Origin of the sequence: Microbacterium meiriae (assembly GCF_040685015.1) — a bacterium.
Classification (GTDB): Bacteria; Actinomycetota; Actinomycetes; order Actinomycetales; family Microbacteriaceae; genus Microbacterium; species Microbacterium meiriae.
Map to the genome: position 1 here is coordinate 255,868 of NZ_JBFBHD010000002.1, position 18,930 is coordinate 274,797.

Below are 18,930 nucleotides of genomic sequence, written 5' to 3' on the forward strand. Positions count from 1 at the left end.
GATGACCGACCTCACCCCTCAGACGCGCCTGGAGCGGGCCAAGGAGGCCTCGCGGACGACCGCCGCCCTCACGAGCGACGACAAGGCACGGGCGCTCGACGCCGTCGCCGTCGCCCTCGAGGAGAACGCCGCCCGCATCATCGAGGCCAATCACCGTGACGTCGCGCGCGGTCGGGACGACGGCATCGGCGAGTCGCTCATCGACCGCCTCCGCCTCGATGAGAAGCGGGTCTCCGCCCTCGCCGCGGCCGTCCGCGACGTGGCGGCCCTGCCCGATCCGGTGGGTCGCGTGGTCGGCGGACACCGCATGCCGAACGGCGTGGCTCTGGAGCAGGTGCGCGTCCCCTTCGGGGTGGTCGGGGCGATCTACGAGGCGCGTCCCAACGTCACGGTAGACATCGCCGCCCTCGCGCTGCGTTCGGGGAATGCGGTCGTCCTGCGGGGAGGCAGCGCGGCGCTCCATTCCAACACCGTGCTCGTCGACGTCATGCGTTCCGCCCTCGGCGACGCCGGGGTGACGCCCGAGGCGATCCAGACCGTGGACGACTTCGGGCGCGACGGGGCGAAGGCGCTCATGCACGGCCGCGGCTTCATCGACGTGCTCGTCCCGCGCGGCAGCGCCGGGCTCATCGCGACGGTGGTGACCGAGTCGACCGTGCCCGTCATCGAGACGGGCGCCGGGAACGTGCATATCCTGCTCGACGAGAGCGCCCCCGACGACTGGGCCTGCGACATCGTCGTGAACGCCAAGGTGCAGCGCCCCAGCGTGTGCAATGCGGTCGAGACGATTCTCGTCCACCGGCAGGCGGCGCCGCGCCTGATCCCGCTCGTCGCGAGCGCCCTCATGAGCGAGGGGGTGGCGATCCACGGCGACGACGTGGTCGCCGGGCTCGTGGCGAACATCATCCCGGCCACGGAGGAGGACTGGGCGACGGAGTACCTGAGCCTGGACGTCGCTATGAAGGTCGTCGACAGCCTCGACGACGCGCTCGACCACATCCGTCGCTACAGCACGGGGCACACGGAATCCATCGTCACCACCGATTCCCGCAGCGCGGAGCGGTTCCTGGCCGAGGTGGATTCGGCGGTGGTGATGGCGAACGCGTCCACTCGGTTCACCGACGGGGCCGAGTTCGGCTTCGGTGCCGAGGTCGGGATCTCGACGCAGAAGCTGCACACGCGCGGTCCGATGGGGCTCTCCGAGCTGACCAGTACGAAGTGGCTCGCGCGTGGGGCGGGTCAGACGCGCGGCTGAGGGCTAGACTGGGGGACGCTGTATCCCTACAGGACCCCCGAGACAGCACGCCACGAACGGAGTCAGGATGAACCTCGTCGCACAGATCGCGATGGCCGCCGCAGAGACCGAGCACCACGGCAACGTGGCTCTCGAGACCCTGATCTTCGGAGTCATCGCCGCGATCGTGTTCGCCGCTCTCGGCTTCGTGACGCTGTCGTACAAGAACGTCGCGAACCGCCACTCCGCCAAGGCAGAAGCCTGGGCGGCGAAGCACGGCAAGGACCACGAGGCGGGACACGGCCACTAGGCCCTCATGAGCACCGCGACCACGCGCGCACCGCGCATCGGCGTGATGGGCGGAACCTTCGATCCGATCCACCACGGCCACCTGGTCGCCGCCAGCGAGGTCGCGCACTCGTTCGATCTCGACGAGGTGGTGTTCGTCCCGACGGGTCGTCCGTGGCAGAAGGCCGACGTCACGCCCAGCGAGCACCGCTATCTGATGACCGTGATCGCGACGGCGTCCAATCCGCAGTTCACGGTGAGTCGGGTGGACATCGACCGCGCGGGACCGACGTACACGATCGACACCCTCCGCGACCTCAAGGAGCAGCGGCCGGACGCCGAGCTGTTCTTCATCAGCGGCGCGGACGCCGTGGCGCAAATTCTCAGTTGGAGAGACCATGATGAACTGTGGGAGCTGGCCCACTTCGTCGCGGTCTCCCGCCCAGGACACGTTCTGAGCATCGACGGCCTCCCGAGCGACGACGTCAGCCAGCTCGAGGTGCCGGCGCTGTCGATCTCGTCGACGGACTGTCGTGACCGCGTCCGTGACGATCAACCGGTCTGGTACCTCGTCCCCGACGGGGTCGTCCAGTACATCGCGAAGCATCATCTGTATCGGAGCAAGGCATGAGCACATCGGATCAGCGAGGTCCGCTGACGCGGAAGCAGCTGCGGGAGATCCGGTTGACGGGATCCACCCCGATCATCAGCGAGGAGCAGGCGAGCGCCGCCGCGGCGGAGGCCGCGACGCCCGCACCGCCGCTGCCTCGTGCCGCCGAGCCCGTCGTCCTTCCCTCGGCGCCTGTCGCTGACACGTCCGTCGATCCTGACGCCGCGCCGCTGACGCGGCGTCAGGCACGCGAGCAGGAGAAGATCAAGACCGCCGCGGTCCCGGCCGTCGACGCGGAGGCGGACGACACGACCGATGAGGCTGTGGTGGCACAGCACGATGGGTCCGACGACGACGTCGTCGACGACGAGGTCGCTGCGGAGCCCGTCCGCGCGGCCGACGTCGCCGACACGGTCGGAGACGTGCCGCTCGTCGAAGAGCCCGTCGAGGCGCCGGAGTCCGAGCCCGAGGACATCTCCGCCGTGCTCGGCGTCTCCGAGCAGGACGGCCCCGGTGGCGAGGACCTCCTCGACAGCGACAGCGACGACGACGGCGACGTCGACGAGCGCGATGTCGACGAGGCTGAGCGCCCGACCGTGAGCCCGACGTTCGGGCAGGGCGTGCTGCAGGAGGAGACTCCTGCCGAGCCGGCGCCTTTCCGCCCCTCCTTCGATGAGCTGCTCACGTCGAACGACTCCGGCGGCACCCAGCACTCGGCGCCCAATGCGCTGATCTTCACGCCGTCTCCCGGCGAGGGCTCCCTCTCCGGGCCGGTCGCCTCCACCGGAGAGATCCTCGTCACGGGGTCGTACGAGCTGCCGAAGGGCCTCGGCTCGCAGGGTCACGCCCACGGCACCACGGACGGCAAGGAGGTCGACGCGGTGCTCATCGACGGTGAGCTCCCTCCGGCGTCCTCGCCCACCCCCATCGCCGCGAGCTCCGCGGTCAGCACCATCAAGCCCGCCGGCGAGGTGATCCGTCCGCCGGCCCCTGAGAAGGGCAACCGGCTCATGCTGATCGCCGCCATCGTCGCGGGCGCCCTCGCGCTGGGCCTGGGCACTGCCCTGGTCATCGCCTTCACAGGAAACGTCTTCTGATGCAATCACCCGAAACCGCCGAAGAGATGCTGCGCATCGCCGCCGAAGCCGCCGTGGCCAAGGGTGGTGAGGACCTCGTCGCGCTGAACGTCTCCGAGCCGCTGCCGCTCGTGGACATCTTCCTGCTCGTGACCGGTAACAGCGAGCGGAACGTCGCCGCCATCGCCGATGAGATCGAGGACCGTCTCGTCGAGTCCGGGCACAAGCGCGTGCGCCGGGAGGGGCGCGCCGAGGCGCGCTGGGTGCTGCTGGACTTCGGCGACCTCATCGTCCACGTCTTCCACCAGGAGGAGCGGGTCTACTACGGCCTGGAGCGCCTGTGGAAGGACTGCCCGGTGATCCCCCTCGAGGTCGCCGAGACCCCGGCCGACAACCGCTGACATGGCCACGCACCTGCTGACCGGTGCGGGCTCCGGCATCGGCGCCGTCCTCGCGCGGCGACTCGTGGAGCGCGGCGACGACGTCGTGGTGCTCGCGCGCGACGCGGGACGGGCCAGGCAGATCGCCGACGAGCTCCCCGGGGTCTCGACGCTGGTCGGTGACCTCGCGCAGCCCGGCCGCCTCTCGTGGGCCCTGTCGAAGCAGAGCCTTCCCGATCGCATCGATTCCCTGGTGCACGCGGCAGGGGTCGTGGACCTCGGATCGGTGGGGGACCTCACCCCGGCGCTCTGGGAACAGCAGCTCGCGGTCAACCTCGTCGCCCCGGCGGAGCTCACCCGGCTCCTGCTCCCCGTCCTGCGCGTCTCGCGCGGGCACGTCGTGTTCGTGAACTCCGGAGCCGGGCTGCGGGCGAGCCCGGGGTGGTCGGCCTACGCGGCCTCGAAGCACGGTCTGCGGGCCCTCGCGGATGCGCTTCGGCAGGAGGAGGCCGAGCACGGTGTGCGCGTGACCTCGGTCTATCCGGGACGCACCGCGACGCCGATGCAGGAGCGCGTGCACCGGCAGGAAGGGCAGGAGTACGACGCCGCGCGGTTCATCACGCCGGACGCCGTGGCGACGACGATCCTCGCCGCTCTCGATCTCCCGCGGGATGCGCACCTCACGGATCTCACGGTGCGGCCCCAGGGCTGAACGCCGATCTGACCATTCTCCTGCACCTCATCACGAGGGTGTCAAGGCCCTTCCCTTCCCCGGCGGGGTATCGGAGGCTCGTCATCAGAGAGTCCTGGAGGGCCGACTGATGTCAGAAGTTCCTGATCCCCGTTTCGTGCTTCACCGCATCACGCCGTCGGAGTGGGTGATCAACGACCTGCGCTATCCCCAGAACGATCCGCGCCATGTCGTCGCCTGCGTGTACGAGCTCGCGGACACCGAGGTCGAGGTGACGTGGCTGCGTGATCTTCCGCTCGCCATCCGGTATGGCACCGCGTTCGAGGTACTGGAGGAGGTCGAGCGGATGCAGGGCGCGAGCCGAGCCACGCGCCCCATCGCGATCCCGTCTCGCCCGCCCCAGCTGGCCACCTGAACCCGCACGAGAAAGGGCACCCCTCCGCGAGGAGGGGTGCCCTTTCTCCTGTCCCGGTCAGTCGTCGTCGCCGATGACAGCGGCGCGGTCGGCCTCTGCGCTGTCGATCTGGGCGTCGTCCGCATCCTCGTCGAGCACCTCTTCGCCGTCGACTTCACGCGTGGGGAGCTCTTCGGCGTCCCCATCCCCGTCCGCGATCGGGGGGAGGGGCGGGATCGGGGGAGTCGTGTTGGACATGTCGTCTCCTTTCGTCGGATGCCCTCTGTCTACGCGTGTACGCGATGGTGGAGGAGGCCGTTGACGGGTGGCGGCTTCGACGGGTACGGGCGTCGGGCGTCAGGATGCGGGGGGAGTGCTCCCGCCCCCGGGACCGCCGCTCATCCCGGCAGAGGCTTGCTGGGTGACACTGTTGGCGTAGTCGTTCGTCGGATCGCGGTAGATGGTGTGCACATGTCCCCAGCCCGATGTCGTCACACCGTCGACGTCGGCGCCGGCCGAGCCCTGCTGTGCCTGGAAGGCGATGTAGACGTTCGGCCCGGAGATGGAGAAGTCGATGCCGTTCCCGGTGGTCATGTCGTACACCGTCGCCCCGGACCAGGCGATGACGGTGTCGTCCAGGGTCTCGTCGATCTCCGCCAGCGCTGCGGCGGTGGTCTCCTCGTCGCTCATCCCGGCCCAGTTGGCGATGAGCTGGAGAAGGAGATCCCGCTGCTCGTCGGAGAGGTCGGCCCCCGACAGCCCGGCTCCGGTGGCGAAGTCGCAGGTGTCGCCCGGTGCGCACATGCTCACATCGCCGGAGGTCAACGTGGCCTGCTGGTCGGCGGTGAGGCTGTCGAAGAACGCGAACGCGTCCGTGTAGATCCCCTCGAACGGCTGCACCTCCTCGCCGTCCTCGTCGGTGTAGACCGCGGGTTGGACCCCGAGGTGCGTGGGAGCGAAGGTGATCGCGTCGGCGTCGCCGTCCAGCGTGGCGTTGATGCCGAGGTGGTGTCCGCCGAACTGCACCTCGAAGGCGCTGTCGGTCGCCGTGGGATCACCGAAGAAGGCGATGTAGTACTGGCCGAGGGAATCCTCGGTACTGCTGCTGTTCTCGGCGAGGTACTCGTCGCCGCCCATGATCCCGGTGACGGTCGCGTAGGCCTCGTCGCTGAGGAGAGACTCCATCACGGCGAGGGCAGCGGTCCGCTGCTCCTCCGTCAGGTCGGCGAGGTTCAGACCCGCTCTCTGCACGAAGGTCACCGGGAAGTTCGACCACGACGTCGTCTTCGTCTCGTCGTCGAAGTCGTACGACACGGCCTTCTTCTGCTCGTCGCTCAGCGTGGCGAGGAAGGCCGCAGCGGCGGCGGACGTGTCGGCGATCGTCTCCGCGGTCGACCCGGCGTCCGTCGACGCCGCCGTTGAGGTCGCGGCGGAGGATGACGCGGAGATCGTCGGTTCGGCGGTCGTGGCTGCCGCGCAGCCGCTCAAGACGAGGCCGCCCGCGAGGACGAGGCCGGAGAGCCAGGCGAGGCGTTTCGTGACGGGAGAGGGAGTCGTGTTCATGCCCTCCACGCTAGGAAGGTGATCGATGGGGTTCCTTTGCGCCGTCGATGCGCATCCTATGAGGTGCGGGCATACCGTGTTTTTTCGGATGACCAGGACTTCATCCGCGCGGAGGGGGCGCGTACATCGACCGACCGATTCGCGACGAGAGCGCCGGTGACACCGTGGAGGTATGAGCACGAAGAGAGCAATCGTCCTGGGAGTCTCCATCGCCGCCGGTCTGGCGGTCATCGGAGGACTGGGCGCCGCCGGTTACTACCTGTTCAACCAGCCGACCGACTACCGCATCACGTACGAGCTCCACGGTCTGAGTGGCGACGAGACGATCCGCTACCAGGACACGGCCTTCGCCGAGGGCTTCGTGTTCGGGACCAAGGAGACGGAGGAGACGGTCGTCGATGCCCGCGCCGGCGCTATGACCATCGAGGCCATCGTCACCGAGGGGGAGGAGGCGGCTGTCATCATCGAGAACCCCGGAGCCACCGTGACGTGCGCGATCGTGCAGGACGCGGGTGACGCGAACCTCGAGGTCCTTCGCACGGACGAGGAGATCGCGACGGCGGGCTCCGTCACCTGCCGCGCCGTCCTCGACTGAGTCGGTCGGTCCGCATCGCCTCAGGCATTCGCGCGACAACAGGCGTCCCCTCCCAGGGGGGCCTGTTGTCGCGCGATGGCATGAGCTAAGGGAGGTAGCGGTCCACGATCGCGCGGAGCTCTGCGTCGTCGGGCGCAGTGGTCACCCCGGTCACGCGCTGCAGCGTCGCGAAAGGAGTCGACGCCGAACCGGTGGGAGCGGGCTCGATCTGCGTCTTCCAATCCGGGGCGATTCGGTCGAGAAGCAGTCCGAGCTGGGCACCGGTGAAATACGAGTAGTCGCGTTCCAGGACGATCTGCTGCTCGGGATCGGAGATCAGATCTTCGAGGCCATCGGTGAAGGTCCGCTGCACCGGGGTGAGTCCTCGCGCCCTGTCGAAGGCCCGCTCGACGTAGGTGGCGGTCCCCTCGATCGCCTCCAGGTCGATCTCCGCCTTCAGGGTCGGCCACGTCGTGTAGCGCGCCATCCGAACGGTGGCGAGGTCGGACGCGAGGACGGCCAGGGCCTGCGGGTCCGTCTCCGTCTCCACCCGGTCGAAGATCCGCGCCTCGACACGCAGCAGCTCGTACTGCGCCTCGGTGTGCGGGTAGTCGGGGATGAGCCCACCGGCTCCCCATGGCCAGGCGCCGGGAGCCTCCGGGTCGAGCCCCTGCTTCGTGACGTGGAAGTTCTCGTGCAGGGAGAAGCGCTGGAAGCCCTGAGAGGTCGTCGTCTCGGTGTCGAGCATCGCCTGGTTGTACTTGAACGCGAGGACGTCCCGGTCGCTCACATCGATGACAGCGAAGTTCGACGGGGCATACAGCAGCCATTCCCCGACGGCGAACGTCCGGCTGATGCGGACGTCATCGAGGTGGGAGGCCCCGGGGACGTCGATCTTCGCCATGCCCGACGTGTCCGTGACGCCGCTCATGTTGACGAGGATCGCGTGCGACCAGAAGGAGCTCTTCTCCCCGTCCGTGCGCAGCAGCACCAGCGGCTGGTCCTCGTACCGGTACGCATCCGTCCAGATCTCCGCCGCGTGTGTCGCCGTGATGTCGTATTGCTCCGACAGCTGCGTGAGCATCTCCTTGTCGGTGGCATCAAGGCTTTCCCAGTTCGATGGCGCCGGGGCGAGCAGGCGCCATGCGATCACCCCGCCGATACCGAGAGCGATGACGGCGAGGATGCTGAGGATCACGGTGACGGCGCGGCGACCGCGAGACCGGGTGACGGAAGCGTGCATGTGTAACACGCTACGTCGGAGGCTGTGTCGTTTTCATATGCTCCTGCGCAGGCGAGCGCGCCACGTCAGGCCAGACATGCTGCAACCGCCTGATGCGCAGTGAGTGCCTGAACCCGCGAGGCTGTCACCTCGTGATCGCGTCCCGCAGTGCCGCCCTCAGCTGTGGCGCCAAGGTGTCGGTGAACGTGGTGGTCAAGTGGTCGTGATCGCGGTAGGCGTTGGCCCCGCCGATCACGGGGAGGCACTCGCTCGACGAGCAGAACACCGGGGTGAAGTCCAGCACTGTGACCCCCGGGAAGTCCTCGCCGGCAGCCCTGATCGGGTCCGACGCGGCGAGGGCATCGTCGCGCGATACGGAGCAGGCCTCCGGGCTTCGCGTCTGCAGGCACTTGTTCGGGTCCGTCGCCCAGGCCGGGTTGTCCACCAGGGCGATCACCCGTGTGCCCTCGGAGATGACACGTGACCAGGCCGCCCGGTATCCGGAGGCGGCGGCATGCAGGGTGGACTCGTGTCCTGCCTGCGCGAAGGGGGTCGCGGCCAGGGCCGTCGTGAAGACGACGTCGAAGTCGCCGCCTTCCAGTGCGGCCGTGACCTCGTCCCGCCACTCCGAGCAGGCTGCTCCGAATGCGCCGCCCGTCGCCAGTGGGGTCGTGTTCCACGGGCACGCCCCCTTGACGTACGTCGTCAGCGACCAGCCTTCCTTCTCCGCCATCGCCCTGAAGGTGCTCACGTATTGGAAAGCGTGGCTGTCTCCGACGAGCGCGATCGACGGGGCGTCCGTCGTCCGTGACCCGAAACGGCAGGCCACGGCACGAGAATCGTTCAGTTGGACGAAGCACTTCTGCTCGGTGGGGCGATCCGCGCCGGCGAATCCAGGGGTCGGTATGACGGACGCGCTCCGGCTGTCCGCGCAGCGGATGTCGAGCACCGCCTGGGCTCCGAAACACGCAGGGGGGTGTGCGCGGACAGCCGCGAGAGCAGTCGCGTCGCGTTCGTAGGTCGGAGCATTCACCGCCCACGCGGCTCCCGCGCCGGCGCCGACCACCGTCATCCCCGCGAGAGCGAGGGCGAGCACGACCCGCGGGCGCCTGAGCGAGGGCGCGCGCCAGGTTCGGGCGGGATCCTCGATGAATCGTTTCGTCAGCCAGGCCACGACGAAGGAGAGCGCGAGGAGGGCCAGGCGGTGAGCGAGGGAGAGGCCCCAGAAGGGCACAGAAGGAGCGATCACGATGAGCGGCCAATGCCAGAGGTAGAGGCTGAAAGAGATGTCCCCGGTGAATCGCAGGGGGCGGATGGCCAGCAGGCGTGCGGGGAGCCACCAGCGTGCTGCATTCGTCGCCGCGATCACGGCTGCTGCGCCGATCGTCGGCACGGCGGCCGCGTATCCGGGGAACGCGGTCTGTCCGTCGAAGAAGGAGATGCTGAACAGGATGGCGACCAGCCCGGCCCCTCCGAGCAGAGCGCTCGTGAGGGGGCGCCGCGCGCGCAGCGCGGGGAGCAGGGAGAGCAGGGCGCCGACCCCGAACTCCCACAATCGGACGGGAGTCACGAAGTAGGCGGGCGCGGGATACGCTGCGGTCAGCGCCACACAGGAGACGAACGAGGCTGTCGACAGGACTCCGACGACGACGGCGATGACCTTTCGGTGTTCGCCGTGGATGCGCTTCACCGCGAGCCATCCGGTGAGGACGAGGAGCACAGGCCAGAGGACGTAGAACTGCTCCTCCAGCGACAGTGACCAGTAGTGCTGAACAGTGGTCGGATCTCCCGTCTGGCCGAGATAGTCCGTGGCCGCACTCGCTAGATACCAGTTCTGCACGGAGAAGGCCGACGTGACGATCTGGCGGAGCTCCTCCGGGAGAGCGGAGATCGGAGTCAACTGGCGGAGGGCGACGACCGTCACGCAGAACAGAAGGACGAGCAGGGACGCGGGAAGGAGGCGTCGGGCCCGACGGGCCCAGAATCGACCGATGTGCACCGTCCCCGTCGACGTGAGCTCGCGAACCAGATGCCCCGTGATGAGGAAGCCGGAGATGACGAAGAAGACATCCACTCCGACATACCCGCCGCTGAAGCGCGCAGGCCAGAAGTGGTAGAGGACGACGGCGAGAACCGCGAGAGCCCGAAGCCCCTGGATATGCGGGAGATGTCCCTGAGGAGGGGCGGGTCGAGTGCTCATGTGTAACACGCTACAAACGAGAGCGTGTCGTTTTCGTATGCTCCCGGGCAGGCGATCGCGCGAGATCAGGCCGGAGGTGGCGCAACTGCCTGATGCGGCGCGAGGGCCTGACCTCGCGGGATGTCACGGGCTCCAGACACACGAAAACCCCCGGCGAACCGAGGGTTTTTCGTGGACCTGAGGGGACTCGAACCCCTGACCCCCTGCATGCCATGCAGGTGCGCTACCAGCTGCGCCACAGGCCCAGACGCTGCTCCGGAGTGCTCCGGGCAACGTGAAAACACTACTACACGAATCCGCATCCGCACCAATCGGCGCGGGCCGCCCGGGCGCGTCGGGACACGCGGAACATCCGGCGGTGCAACGGCGTTCGTTCCATCGTGAGCATCCTCGACAGCCTCGTGATCGGCGCCGGCCAGGCCGGGCTGTCCGCGTCCTTCCATCTGCGTCGCCGCGGGATCGAGCACGTCGTGATGGATGCCGATGCTCGGGCCGGGGGAGCCTGGCAGCACCGGTGGGACGCCCTCACGATGCGCGATGTGCACGGGGTCGCCGAGCTCCCGGGAGACACCGCGCCGCCGCGGGACGAGCGCCAGGCGAACATCGCGGTGCCGGAGTACTTCGCCGCCTACGAGAAGGCCCATGATCTGCCGGTGCTGCGGCCGGTGCACGTCCGTCGAGTCCACGATGACGACGGGGTCCTCGTCGTGGAGGCCGACGAGGGGGAGTGGCGCACCCGCACCCTCGTCAACGCGACCGGGACCTGGACGCAACCCTTCGTCCCTCACTACCCGGGGATGGAGACGTTCCTCGGGGAGCAGTTCCACACCGTGGACTACCCGGGGCCGGAGCACTTCCGGGGCAAGCGGGTCCTGGTCGTCGGCGGCGGTGCGTCCGCGGTGCAGTTCCTCGGCGCCCTCGCCCCCCTCACGGAGACGTTGTGGGTCACCCGTCGCCCTCCCGTCTGGCGCGACGACGACTTCACGCCGGAGGCCGGCGCTGCTGCCGTCGCGCTCGTCGAGAGGCGTGTGGCGGCCGGCCTGCCCCCGGAGAGCGTGGTCAGTGTGACGGGTCTCATGCTGCGCCCCCAGGAACGGGAGGCGGAGCGTCTCGGAGCGTATGCCGACCGTCGCCCGCTCTTCCAGCGCATCGAGCCCGCCGGTGTGCGGTGGGCCGACGGATCGTTCGAACGCGTGGACGTGATCCTGTGGGCGACGGGGTTCCGACCCGCGATCGGTCACCTCGCCCCGCTCCACCTGCGCAGTGCCGCCGGCGGGATCCAGCTCGACCGCGGGGGTCGAGGCACGACGGCGGTGGCGGATCCCCGGGTGCAGCTCGTCGGCTACGGTCCCTCCGCGAGCACCATCGGCGCGAACCGGGCGGGGCGAGCCGCTGCGGCCGGCGTCGTCCGCGCCCTCGAGGGAGTGGGGACCCCGGTCTCGTCCTGACCGGTTCGTCCAGGGGCGGCTCCTATGGATACGCTGGGAGGCATGCTGCGCATCGTCCTGACCGTCGTCTGGCTGCTGCTGTCCGCGTGGCTCGTGGTGTGGGTGGGTGAAGGCCTGTTCGGGGTGAACCAGCGCGAGTCGATCCTCCCCTTCGCGGGTGAGGACGGCCTGGGCGGACCGATCGTGATCGGCGTCGCCTGGGGCCTGCTGCTCACCTTCGGCGGGTCGATGTCGGGTCTGGCGCGGCGCAAGAAGGTCCGCGGGCCGGTGCAGATCGGCGTCGGCACCATCGTCGAGATGTCCCGCACTGGGGTGACCGTGAACGATGTGCCTCAGTACGACCTCTTCATCCGGGTCAGCCCGAGCGTCGGCGATGACTTCATCGGACAGCTGCGCATGCTGCTCGATGCCGGTGACGTCGGAGCGCTGCAGGTCGGACAGCCCGTCCCGGTCCGCTACAGCCTCGAGGACCCCGACACGGTCGAGCTCGCCGATCTCAGCGACCCGGCCGTCCGTGAGGCGATGCTGCAGTGGCGCATCGACCGCGGCCTCATCGACCCGTCCCAGGTCCGCGCGCGCACGACGGGAACCCAGGTTCCCGCCTCCGTCGTCGAGGTCCGTCCGACCGGGCGGCGTCGCGAGGGGCAGAGCGAGCTCGCGCTGAAGGTGCTGGTGGCCCCGGAGGGCGCGGAGCCATGGGAGGCTGACACCACCGTGTTCGTCTACCCGCAGGCCGTCTCGCGGCTGCAGGTGGGGGCTCCCGTCTGGGCGTTCTACCGCCGGGAGGATCCGCACACGGTCGCCGTCACCATCGAGAAGGAGGCGGCACGATGAACCCCCTGGACACGCTGATGTGGCTGGTGAACTTCCCGGCCGCGCACGGCTATGCGATGGTCTTCATCGCGGCGTTCTCGATCCTCGGGCTGTTCGCGATCTCCGCGCGGGGAACGACGCGCGGCGGGTCCCTGCGCGCCGTCCGCGAACGCGAGGGGCTCCTCCCCGCGGAGAGCCGATCCCGCGGGAACGTCGGCAGCACCGTGGTCCGCGTGGTCTTCCGCGTACTGGCCTTCGTGATGCTCGGCTCTCTCATCGTCGGGATCCTGAGTCTGACCGGTGTCCCGGTGACCCGCGCGTACATCTTCGAGAACGGCCGCCCGACGACGGGCACCGTCGACGGGGACTGGGTGACGTTCACGGCGGCGGACGGCACCGAGTACACCCTGGAGAGCGATTTCTTCACTCCTGCCGTGTACCCCGATCGCGACGCGTGGATCCCGACCGGCGCGCCTGTCGTCGTGCGGTATCTGCCGTCGCATCCGCAGGCTTTCGTCATCGACAGCTCGCAGACGCCGGGCTGACGTCCGCGGGGGCGCGTAGGGTGAAGACATGTCGCGCATCCTCGTCTTCGGCGGCCACGGCCGCATCGCTCTGCTGCTCGCCCCGCTCCTCGTCGCTCGAGGACATGAGGTCACGGGCGTGATCCGGAATCCCGATCATGTGTCCGAGGTGGAAGACGGGGGCGCCATCGCGCTCGTCGCCGACATCGAGACCATGGACGTCGACGCCCTCGCCGAGATCATCCGCGGGCACGACGCCGTGGTGTGGTCCGCGGGCGCCGGCGGCGGCAGCCCCGAGCGCACCTACGCGGTCGACCGGGACGCGGCGGTGCGGACGATGGACGCGGCGGAGCGCGCCGGCGTGCGGCGGTACGTCATGGTGTCGTGGATCGGCTCCACGGCCGACCACGGCGTCCCGGAGGACGACTCCTTCTTCCCGTACGCGGACGCGAAGTGGGCTGCCGACGAGCACCTCCGCGCCTCGGGCCTCGACGGGACGATCCTCGGCCCCGGCGCGCTGACCTTCGACGACCCGACCGGGCGGATCCGCATCGACCCCGAGGGGCGCGGCGAGGTCTCCCGTGCCGACGTCGCGGCTGTCATCGTCGCGGCCCTGGAGGACCCCGGAACGATCGGGCGCACGATCCGCTTCGGCAATGGCGACGAGGAGACCTCGGTACCGATCGTCGAGGCGCTCGCGCGCTGAGAGCGATGAACCCGGCTCGTCCGTTCGGGCGCCGCATGCGGCGGGGTCTCGGTGCCGCGACGGCCCTGACCGCGCTGATCACGGCCGTGGGCGCCGGGGCCGCCGCCTCGTCGTCGGCGGCACCGTCCAGCCCGCCGGCAGACGTGGTGACCGTGCAGGCGGCCGACGGCGACGGCCTGCGGGATCATGCCGCCGCCCTCGTCGCGGAGATGAGCACCGCGGAGCAGGCCTCGTCCATCGTGATGGGTCACATCGGCGGGACCGACCCCGCGGCGCTTCGCGCCTACATGCAGTCGGGGCTCGGCGGCTTCATCCTCATGGGTGGCAACATCCCGGAGTCCGAGTCGGAACTCCGCGCGCTGACGGCAGCGCTGACGATCGATCCCGCTCTGCCCCCGCTGATCGCGGTGGACCAGGAAGGGGGCATCGTCTCGCGGCTGCCCTGGGACACCTACCCGGCGTCGCCGACTCTGAAGAGTCGCCCGGTCGCCGAGACCGCGGCGGCCTTCGCAGCCCGTGGCGCGCTCGTGGCTCGGGCGGGGATCACGGTCGACTTCGGCACGGTGGCCGACGTCCCCGCCGACCCCGGCTCCTTCATCTTCGGGCGGGCCCTCGGCACCGATCCGCAGAGTGCCGCCGACCGCACCGCCGCCGCGACGAAGGGGCAGGAGCATGTCGTGGCTTCGACGCTCAAGCACTTCCCCGGGCACGGAGCGGCGCCGGGCGACTCGCATCACGCGATCCCGAGCACGGGGATGACGAAGGCCGCGTGGCGAGAAGCGGACGGGCTCCCGTTCGCCGCCGGCATCGAAGCCGGTGCTTCGTTGCTGATGTACGGCCATCTCGCCTACACGGCGGTGGACGCGCGGCCGGCCTCGCTGTCCGCCGAGTGGCATCGCATCGCTCGGGGCGAGCTCGGCTTCGACGGGGTGTCCGTCACGGATGACCTCGGCATGCTGCTCTCCTCCGGGGACCCGGCGTATGCCGATCCGGTCGCGAACGGCGTCGCGGCGGTGGCGGCCGGCAATGATCTGGTGCTGATGATCGCGGGCTCCGATGCCCGGACGGCGGGAGAGATGGCTGCGGGAATCGCCGCGGCGGTCGATGCCGGCACTCTGCCCGCCGATCGCCTCGCGGATGCTGCGACGCGCGTGCTCGCGTTGCGCCTGCAGCTTTCCGATACGACGTCGTCGTGGAGTGTCTGCGGCGACTGCGCCCCTGCGGGGTGACCCTCAGGCCGCGGCGCGACCCTCGGGTGCGAGCCAGGCGGCGAGGAGGGAAGAGCGGAGAGCGGCACCGCGTTCCGCGAAGCCGCGCTGGCGTCGGACGTACTCCGCCTTGCCCTCCGGGGTCTCGATGCGTACCGGTTCGACGTCCCAGGCCGAGAGATCGTAGGGGGCCGCCTGCATGTCGAGCAGCCGGATGTCGCGCGCGAGCTCGAACGTGTCCAGCAGCAGTTCGCCGGGAATCAGCGGCCCGAGCTTCATCGCCCACTTGTACAGATCCATGCCGGCGTGCAAGCAGCCGGGCTGTTCGAACAGGGGCTGGTCGTCTCTCGTCAAAGCCGTGCGGTTGCGGGGCGCCGCATCCGGGGTGAAGAACCGGAAGGCGTCGAAGTGCGTGCAGCGGAGGTCGTGCGCCTCGACCACCGCATCCGTGCCCGCCTGACCAAGCCGAAGGGGGACGGCGTGCCGATGCTCCGCGGCGTTGTAGACCATCGCCCACTCGTGCAGCCCGAAGCAGCCGAACTGCCCGGGACGGGAGCCGGTGCGGCGCAGCATGAGGGCCACCAGTCGAGCGAGCTCGGGCTTCTCGGCCGCGAAGCGCTCCGCATCGGGCACGACGCCGTCGGGTGTGTTCCCGGGGACGTACCAGCGCCACGCCGCCCGTTCGGACGCATCCTGCAGCTCCACGCCCGCTCCGGGGTGCCAGCGGCGGAGCTGCGCGGGCTTGTAGCCGTAGTAGGTGAAGAGGAAGTCCCACACGGGGTGCTTCTCGCCGCGCGCGACGCGCTCCCGGTGCGCCGCCGTCAGCGCGTCGGCCCGTTGCCGATGCGCGTCCTCCCGCCGCAGCCAGTCATCACGCGTGAGGATCATGTCACTGCAGGATGCCGGCGTCGCCGAGCTGGTCGCGAAGGCCCGCGCCGTCCTCTGCGCTCACCCACGGCGCCTCGTCCGCATCATGGGACTCCATCTCGGCACGACCGCCGGCGAGCACCGCCTCCGCGGGCAGCAGTCGACGGATCGCGACACCCGCGACGGAATCCGGGTGCTCCTCCTGGAACTGCGTGTAGATGGCCTCGTCATGCTGTCCGTCGTCGCCGATGAGCAGCCACTTCACGTCGGGGAACTCGGTGGCCAGTCGGCGCAGGTTGGTGAGCTTGTGCTCGCGCCCGCTCCGGAACCAGCGATCGTGCGTGGGACCCCAGTCGGTCAGCAGCAGCGAGCCGGCGGGGAAGAGATGCCGGCCGAGGAACCGGGAGAGTGTGGGTGCGACGTTCCAGGCACCCGTGGAGAGGTAGATCATGGGCGCTCCGGGGTGCTGCCGGAGGAGCTGGTCGAGCAGCACGGCCATGCCCGGTACCGGGATGCGCGCGTGCTCGTCGACGACGAACGAGTTCCAGAAGGCGATGAATGGTCGAGGGAGCGCCGTGACCATGACGGTGTCGTCGACGTCGGAGACGACGCCGAACCGCGTGCTCTCCGCGACGATGAAGGCGCGGGCCTCGATGGGCTCCTGCCCTTCGACGGTGATGGTGAAGGTCTGCCAGCCGGGTTCCAGCTCGGCGCGGATGACCGAGTCGATCACGCCGCCGCGGTCGGCGACGACCTGATGAGTGCCGTCTCCGAGGTGCACGCTGACCGAGGCGAAACCCACGGGGATGCCGACGAAGCTGCGCCAGCCGCGGATGCTCGCCGGCTCGCCGTCACGGTTGTTTCGCTGCGGGGGGACGATCAGCACCCGGCCGAGCACGCGCACCCATCCGGGGCCTCCGTAGCCGGGGAAGGGCAGGACAGTGGCGTTGCGACCGCGGCGGCGCGCTCGTCCCTCGCGCCACACGTGCAGACGGTGCTCGAGTCGGGCGAACCAGTGGATCCTGGGCGCCGGGGGTGCGGGGGCCATTGCCTCAGTCTTTCACGTCGGCGTCGGACTCCGTCGCCGGGGCCTCCAGATGACGGGCTTCGAGACGGTGCAGCAGCCTCTTGCCCAGATAGGCGAGGACGAGGAACAGGGCGATGACTCCGACGAACAGGTACCCCGCGAAGTGCACGCGGTCGACGAGCTCGCGGAAGCTCCCGGCCGCCAGGGAGGTGACGCTCACGTACGCCGAGGCCCAGATGATGCAGGCCGGGGTCGTCCAGGCCAGGAAGCGCCGGTAGGGGTACTCGCTCATCCCCACTGTGAGAGGGACGAGGGAGTGCAGGACCGGGAGGAAGCGGGAGAGGAAGATGGCGATGCCGCCGCGCCGGGCGAGGTAGTTCTCCGCGCGGACCCAGTTGTGCTCGCCGATCCGTCGACCCAGCCAGGAGGCGCGGATGTAGGGGCCCAGCCAGCGGCCGAGCCAGAACCCGATGCTCTCCCCGATCAGGGCGCCGACGACGACGGCCACCCCCATCGCGATGCCCTCCAGGGGAGTGGCGACGCCCATCGAGGCGATGATGACGATGGTGTCGCCCGGGACGATGAGGCCGATGAGGATGCTCGTCTCCAGCATGACGGCGAGACCGGCGACCAGTGTGCGCGTGACCGGATCGATCGACTGCACGGTGTCGAGGAGCCAGAGCAGGAGGTCGTCCACCCCATGAGGATACGGGAGCGGCCCGGTCCTAGGCTGGAAAGGTGCCCGACCGCCTGAGCCCCCGACCGCTGCCGTCCTGGGTGGCGTCGGAGCGTCTGTTCCCGGCGCTCGCGCAGCGGGAGGCGGACGTGTTCTGGCTCGATGCGGGCGCTGACGCCGTCGAGGGATGGAGCTTCCTCGGCACTGGCGTCGCGGAACCGCTGCCCGGGGACGTACGTCTCGACACCGATCCCGTGGAAGCGGGGATGCCGCCGTTACGCGGGGGATGGGTGGGCTGGCGCGACTACGAGAGCGGTGCGGCTCTCGCGGGGGCGCCGGTCGCCGGGGAGATGGAACCGGACGCTCGGACCTGGCTGCGCGTGACCAGGGCTCTCGCGTTCGATCACGGCGCGCGCCGACTGTGGCTGCTGTCCCCCGAGGGCGAGACCGACGACGAGGGGGAGCGCTGGCTGCAGTCCCTTCTGACCGCGCCCCGTGCGGAGAGTCGCGTCCGTGCGGCGGAGGCCCGTCCGGTCGCGGAGGCCCGACACACCCCCGACGCGTACGAGAAGCTCATCGGCCGCTGCCGTGACCTCATCCATGCGGGCATCGCCTACCAGCTCTGCCTCACGACGCGGTTCACCGTGCCAGGCACCCACGACCCCGTCGCCGTGTACGAGCAGCTCCGGGCCGCCACACCGGCGCACCATGGCGGTTTCCTGCGCATCGGAGGACGTGCGCTCCTGAGCGCCAGCCCCGAACAGTTCCTTCACGCCAGCGGTGGGGTCATCCGCACCCGTCCCATCAAGGGGACTCGTCCTCGGGGCACCGACGCCGTGACTGATGCCGCGCTCGCCGCAGAGCTCGCCGCGGACCCGAAGGAGCGGGCCGAGAACGTCATGATCGTCGATCTCATGCGCAACGACCTCTCCCGGGTCTGCGTTCCGGGGTCGATCCGCGTCGAAGGCCTCTGGGAAGTCGAGAGCTATCCGGCCGTGCATCAACTCGTGAGCACGGTCAGCGGCACGGCCGCGGAGGGGATCACCGTCGGAGTGCTGCTGGAGGCGGCGTTCCCCGCCGGGAGCATGACCGGGGCCCCGAAGCTGTCGGCCATGACGCAGCTGCACGATCTCGAGGGCGCTCCTCGCGACATCTACGCCGGCTGCTTCGGCTACATCGGCGTGGACGGGGCTCTCGATCTCGCGATGGTCATCCGCAGCATCGTGGTTGACGCGGATGCGGCGTTCGTCGGCGCGGGCGGGGGGATCACCTGGGGTTCGGTGCCGGCGGCCGAGGTGCGTGAGGTCGCCACCAAGGCCAGGGCCCCCCTCGCGGCGCTGGGCGCGGAAATGCCCGCGACCTGGCGTTCCGATATCCTGAACTGATCCCGTTTTTTCCTTCAGATTGGTCGTGCGTTCGTTGTCCGAGA

The 18,930-nt window shown here is 69.7% G+C and carries 21 protein-coding genes and 1 tRNA gene; 14 read left to right on the top strand and 8 right to left on the bottom strand.

The window, feature by feature from the left end:
* Position 1 precedes the first annotated feature (1 nt).
* The 7 genes from AB0N68_RS09705 to AB0N68_RS09735 all read left to right on the top strand — a co-directional run bounded on the left by AB0N68_RS09705 (position 2) and on the right by AB0N68_RS09735 (position 4,694).
* Complete coding sequence (locus AB0N68_RS09705; protein ID WP_280565570.1) at positions 2-1,255, top strand: glutamate-5-semialdehyde dehydrogenase; 1,254 nt, start codon at positions 2-4, stop codon at positions 1,253-1,255.
* A gap of 67 nt (positions 1,256-1,322) precedes the next feature.
* A complete protein-coding gene (locus AB0N68_RS09710) occupies positions 1,323-1,544 on the top strand; it encodes a hypothetical protein (RefSeq protein WP_187661697.1) in 222 nt (73 codons plus the stop codon).
* Between the two features lie 6 nt (positions 1,545-1,550).
* Positions 1,551-2,153 carry a nicotinate-nucleotide adenylyltransferase gene (gene nadD, locus AB0N68_RS09715; RefSeq protein ID WP_082749995.1) on the top strand — a complete coding sequence of 201 codons (603 nt, stop codon included), beginning with the start codon at positions 1,551-1,553 and terminating at the stop codon, positions 2,151-2,153.
* Positions 2,150-3,229: a hypothetical protein gene (locus AB0N68_RS09720; RefSeq protein ID WP_187661696.1), complete on the top strand. Its 1,080-nt coding sequence runs from the start codon at positions 2,150-2,152 to the stop codon at positions 3,227-3,229. Before nadD ends, AB0N68_RS09720 begins: the two co-directional genes overlap by 4 nt.
* Positions 3,229-3,609, top strand: coding sequence for a ribosome silencing factor (gene rsfS, locus AB0N68_RS09725; protein ID WP_187661695.1), 381 nt, complete (start codon positions 3,229-3,231; stop codon positions 3,607-3,609). Before AB0N68_RS09720 ends, rsfS begins: the two co-directional genes overlap by 1 nt.
* A 1-nt stretch (position 3,610) precedes the next feature.
* On the top strand, positions 3,611-4,300 hold the full coding sequence (locus tag AB0N68_RS09730) for an SDR family oxidoreductase (RefSeq protein WP_280565565.1): 690 nt from the start codon (positions 3,611-3,613) through the stop codon (positions 4,298-4,300).
* Positions 4,301-4,436: 136 nt separating this feature from the next.
* The gene (locus AB0N68_RS09735) at positions 4,437-4,694 is read left to right on the top strand and encodes a hypothetical protein (protein ID WP_363332612.1); all 258 of its coding nucleotides are present in this window, start codon (positions 4,437-4,439) and stop codon (positions 4,692-4,694) included.
* 57 nt (positions 4,695-4,751) lie between these two features.
* On the opposite strand, the gene AB0N68_RS09740 is transcribed toward AB0N68_RS09735, so the two are convergent.
* Both AB0N68_RS09740 and AB0N68_RS09745 read right to left on the bottom strand, forming a co-directional pair.
* Positions 4,752-4,931 carry a hypothetical protein gene (locus tag AB0N68_RS09740; RefSeq protein WP_187661693.1) on the bottom strand — a complete coding sequence of 60 codons (180 nt, stop codon included), beginning with the start codon at positions 4,929-4,931 and terminating at the stop codon, positions 4,752-4,754.
* Between the two features lie 99 nt (positions 4,932-5,030).
* Positions 5,031-6,236 carry a DUF3500 domain-containing protein gene (locus AB0N68_RS09745; protein WP_280565561.1) on the bottom strand — a complete coding sequence of 402 codons (1,206 nt, stop codon included), beginning with the start codon at positions 6,234-6,236 and terminating at the stop codon, positions 5,031-5,033.
* A gap of 172 nt (positions 6,237-6,408) precedes the next feature.
* Here AB0N68_RS09745 and AB0N68_RS09750 point away from each other — a divergent pair, with 172 nt between their 5' ends.
* Positions 6,409-6,831, top strand: coding sequence for a hypothetical protein (locus tag AB0N68_RS09750; protein WP_280565559.1), 423 nt, complete (start codon positions 6,409-6,411; stop codon positions 6,829-6,831).
* A gap of 85 nt (positions 6,832-6,916) precedes the next feature.
* Here AB0N68_RS09750 and AB0N68_RS09755 read toward each other — a convergent pair whose 3' ends face one another.
* The 3 genes from AB0N68_RS09755 to AB0N68_RS09765 all read right to left on the bottom strand — a co-directional run bounded on the left by AB0N68_RS09755 (position 6,917) and on the right by AB0N68_RS09765 (position 10,477).
* Entirely contained in the window at positions 6,917-8,053 is a 1,137-nt protein-coding gene (locus AB0N68_RS09755) for a hypothetical protein (protein WP_280565557.1), read from the bottom strand.
* A gap of 124 nt (positions 8,054-8,177) precedes the next feature.
* Positions 8,178-10,232 carry an acyltransferase family protein gene (locus tag AB0N68_RS09760; protein WP_280565556.1) on the bottom strand — a complete coding sequence of 685 codons (2,055 nt, stop codon included), beginning with the start codon at positions 10,230-10,232 and terminating at the stop codon, positions 8,178-8,180.
* 172 nt (positions 10,233-10,404) lie between these two features.
* Positions 10,405-10,477: transfer RNA gene (locus tag AB0N68_RS09765), tRNA-Ala, on the bottom strand.
* A 135-nt stretch (positions 10,478-10,612) separates the two neighbouring features.
* On the opposite strand from AB0N68_RS09765, the gene AB0N68_RS09770 reads away from it, so the two are divergent.
* Genes AB0N68_RS09770 through AB0N68_RS09790 form a run of 5 tightly spaced genes read left to right on the top strand, consistent with a single transcriptional unit; the run spans position 10,613 to position 14,952 of the window.
* Positions 10,613-11,680, top strand: a complete 1,068-nt coding sequence (locus AB0N68_RS09770; protein ID WP_280565554.1) for a flavin-containing monooxygenase — start codon at positions 10,613-10,615, stop codon at positions 11,678-11,680.
* A 42-nt stretch (positions 11,681-11,722) separates the two neighbouring features.
* The gene (locus AB0N68_RS09775; RefSeq protein ID WP_280565553.1) at positions 11,723-12,514 is read left to right on the top strand and encodes a hypothetical protein; all 792 of its coding nucleotides are present in this window, start codon (positions 11,723-11,725) and stop codon (positions 12,512-12,514) included.
* Positions 12,511-13,038: a DUF3592 domain-containing protein gene (locus tag AB0N68_RS09780; RefSeq protein WP_280565552.1), complete on the top strand. Its 528-nt coding sequence runs from the start codon at positions 12,511-12,513 to the stop codon at positions 13,036-13,038. Before AB0N68_RS09775 ends, AB0N68_RS09780 begins: the two co-directional genes overlap by 4 nt.
* Before the next feature lie 28 nt (positions 13,039-13,066).
* On the top strand, positions 13,067-13,723 hold the full coding sequence (locus AB0N68_RS09785; protein ID WP_187661685.1) for an SDR family oxidoreductase: 657 nt from the start codon (positions 13,067-13,069) through the stop codon (positions 13,721-13,723).
* A 5-nt stretch (positions 13,724-13,728) separates the two neighbouring features.
* On the top strand, positions 13,729-14,952 hold the full coding sequence (locus tag AB0N68_RS09790) for a glycoside hydrolase family 3 N-terminal domain-containing protein (RefSeq protein WP_292798145.1): 1,224 nt from the start codon (positions 13,729-13,731) through the stop codon (positions 14,950-14,952).
* A gap of 3 nt (positions 14,953-14,955) precedes the next feature.
* On the opposite strand, the gene AB0N68_RS09795 is transcribed toward AB0N68_RS09790, so the two are convergent.
* From AB0N68_RS09795 to AB0N68_RS09805, 3 genes are read right to left on the bottom strand one after another with little or no spacing between them, the layout of a single operon-like run.
* Positions 14,956-15,819, bottom strand: coding sequence for a 3-methyladenine DNA glycosylase (locus AB0N68_RS09795; protein WP_259955058.1), 864 nt, complete (start codon positions 15,817-15,819; stop codon positions 14,956-14,958).
* A 1-nt stretch (position 15,820) separates the two neighbouring features.
* The gene (locus AB0N68_RS09800; RefSeq protein WP_187661683.1) at positions 15,821-16,846 is read right to left on the bottom strand and encodes an App1 family protein phosphatidate phosphatase; all 1,026 of its coding nucleotides are present in this window, start codon (positions 16,844-16,846) and stop codon (positions 15,821-15,823) included.
* A 4-nt stretch (positions 16,847-16,850) separates the two neighbouring features.
* Positions 16,851-17,522 carry a DedA family protein gene (locus AB0N68_RS09805; protein ID WP_259955055.1) on the bottom strand — a complete coding sequence of 224 codons (672 nt, stop codon included), beginning with the start codon at positions 17,520-17,522 and terminating at the stop codon, positions 16,851-16,853.
* Between the two features lie 41 nt (positions 17,523-17,563).
* Between AB0N68_RS09805 and AB0N68_RS09810 the strand changes: the two genes are divergently transcribed.
* Entirely contained in the window at positions 17,564-18,886 is a 1,323-nt protein-coding gene (locus AB0N68_RS09810; protein ID WP_259955054.1) for an anthranilate synthase component I family protein, read from the top strand.
* The last annotated feature ends 44 nt before the right edge of the window (positions 18,887-18,930 follow it).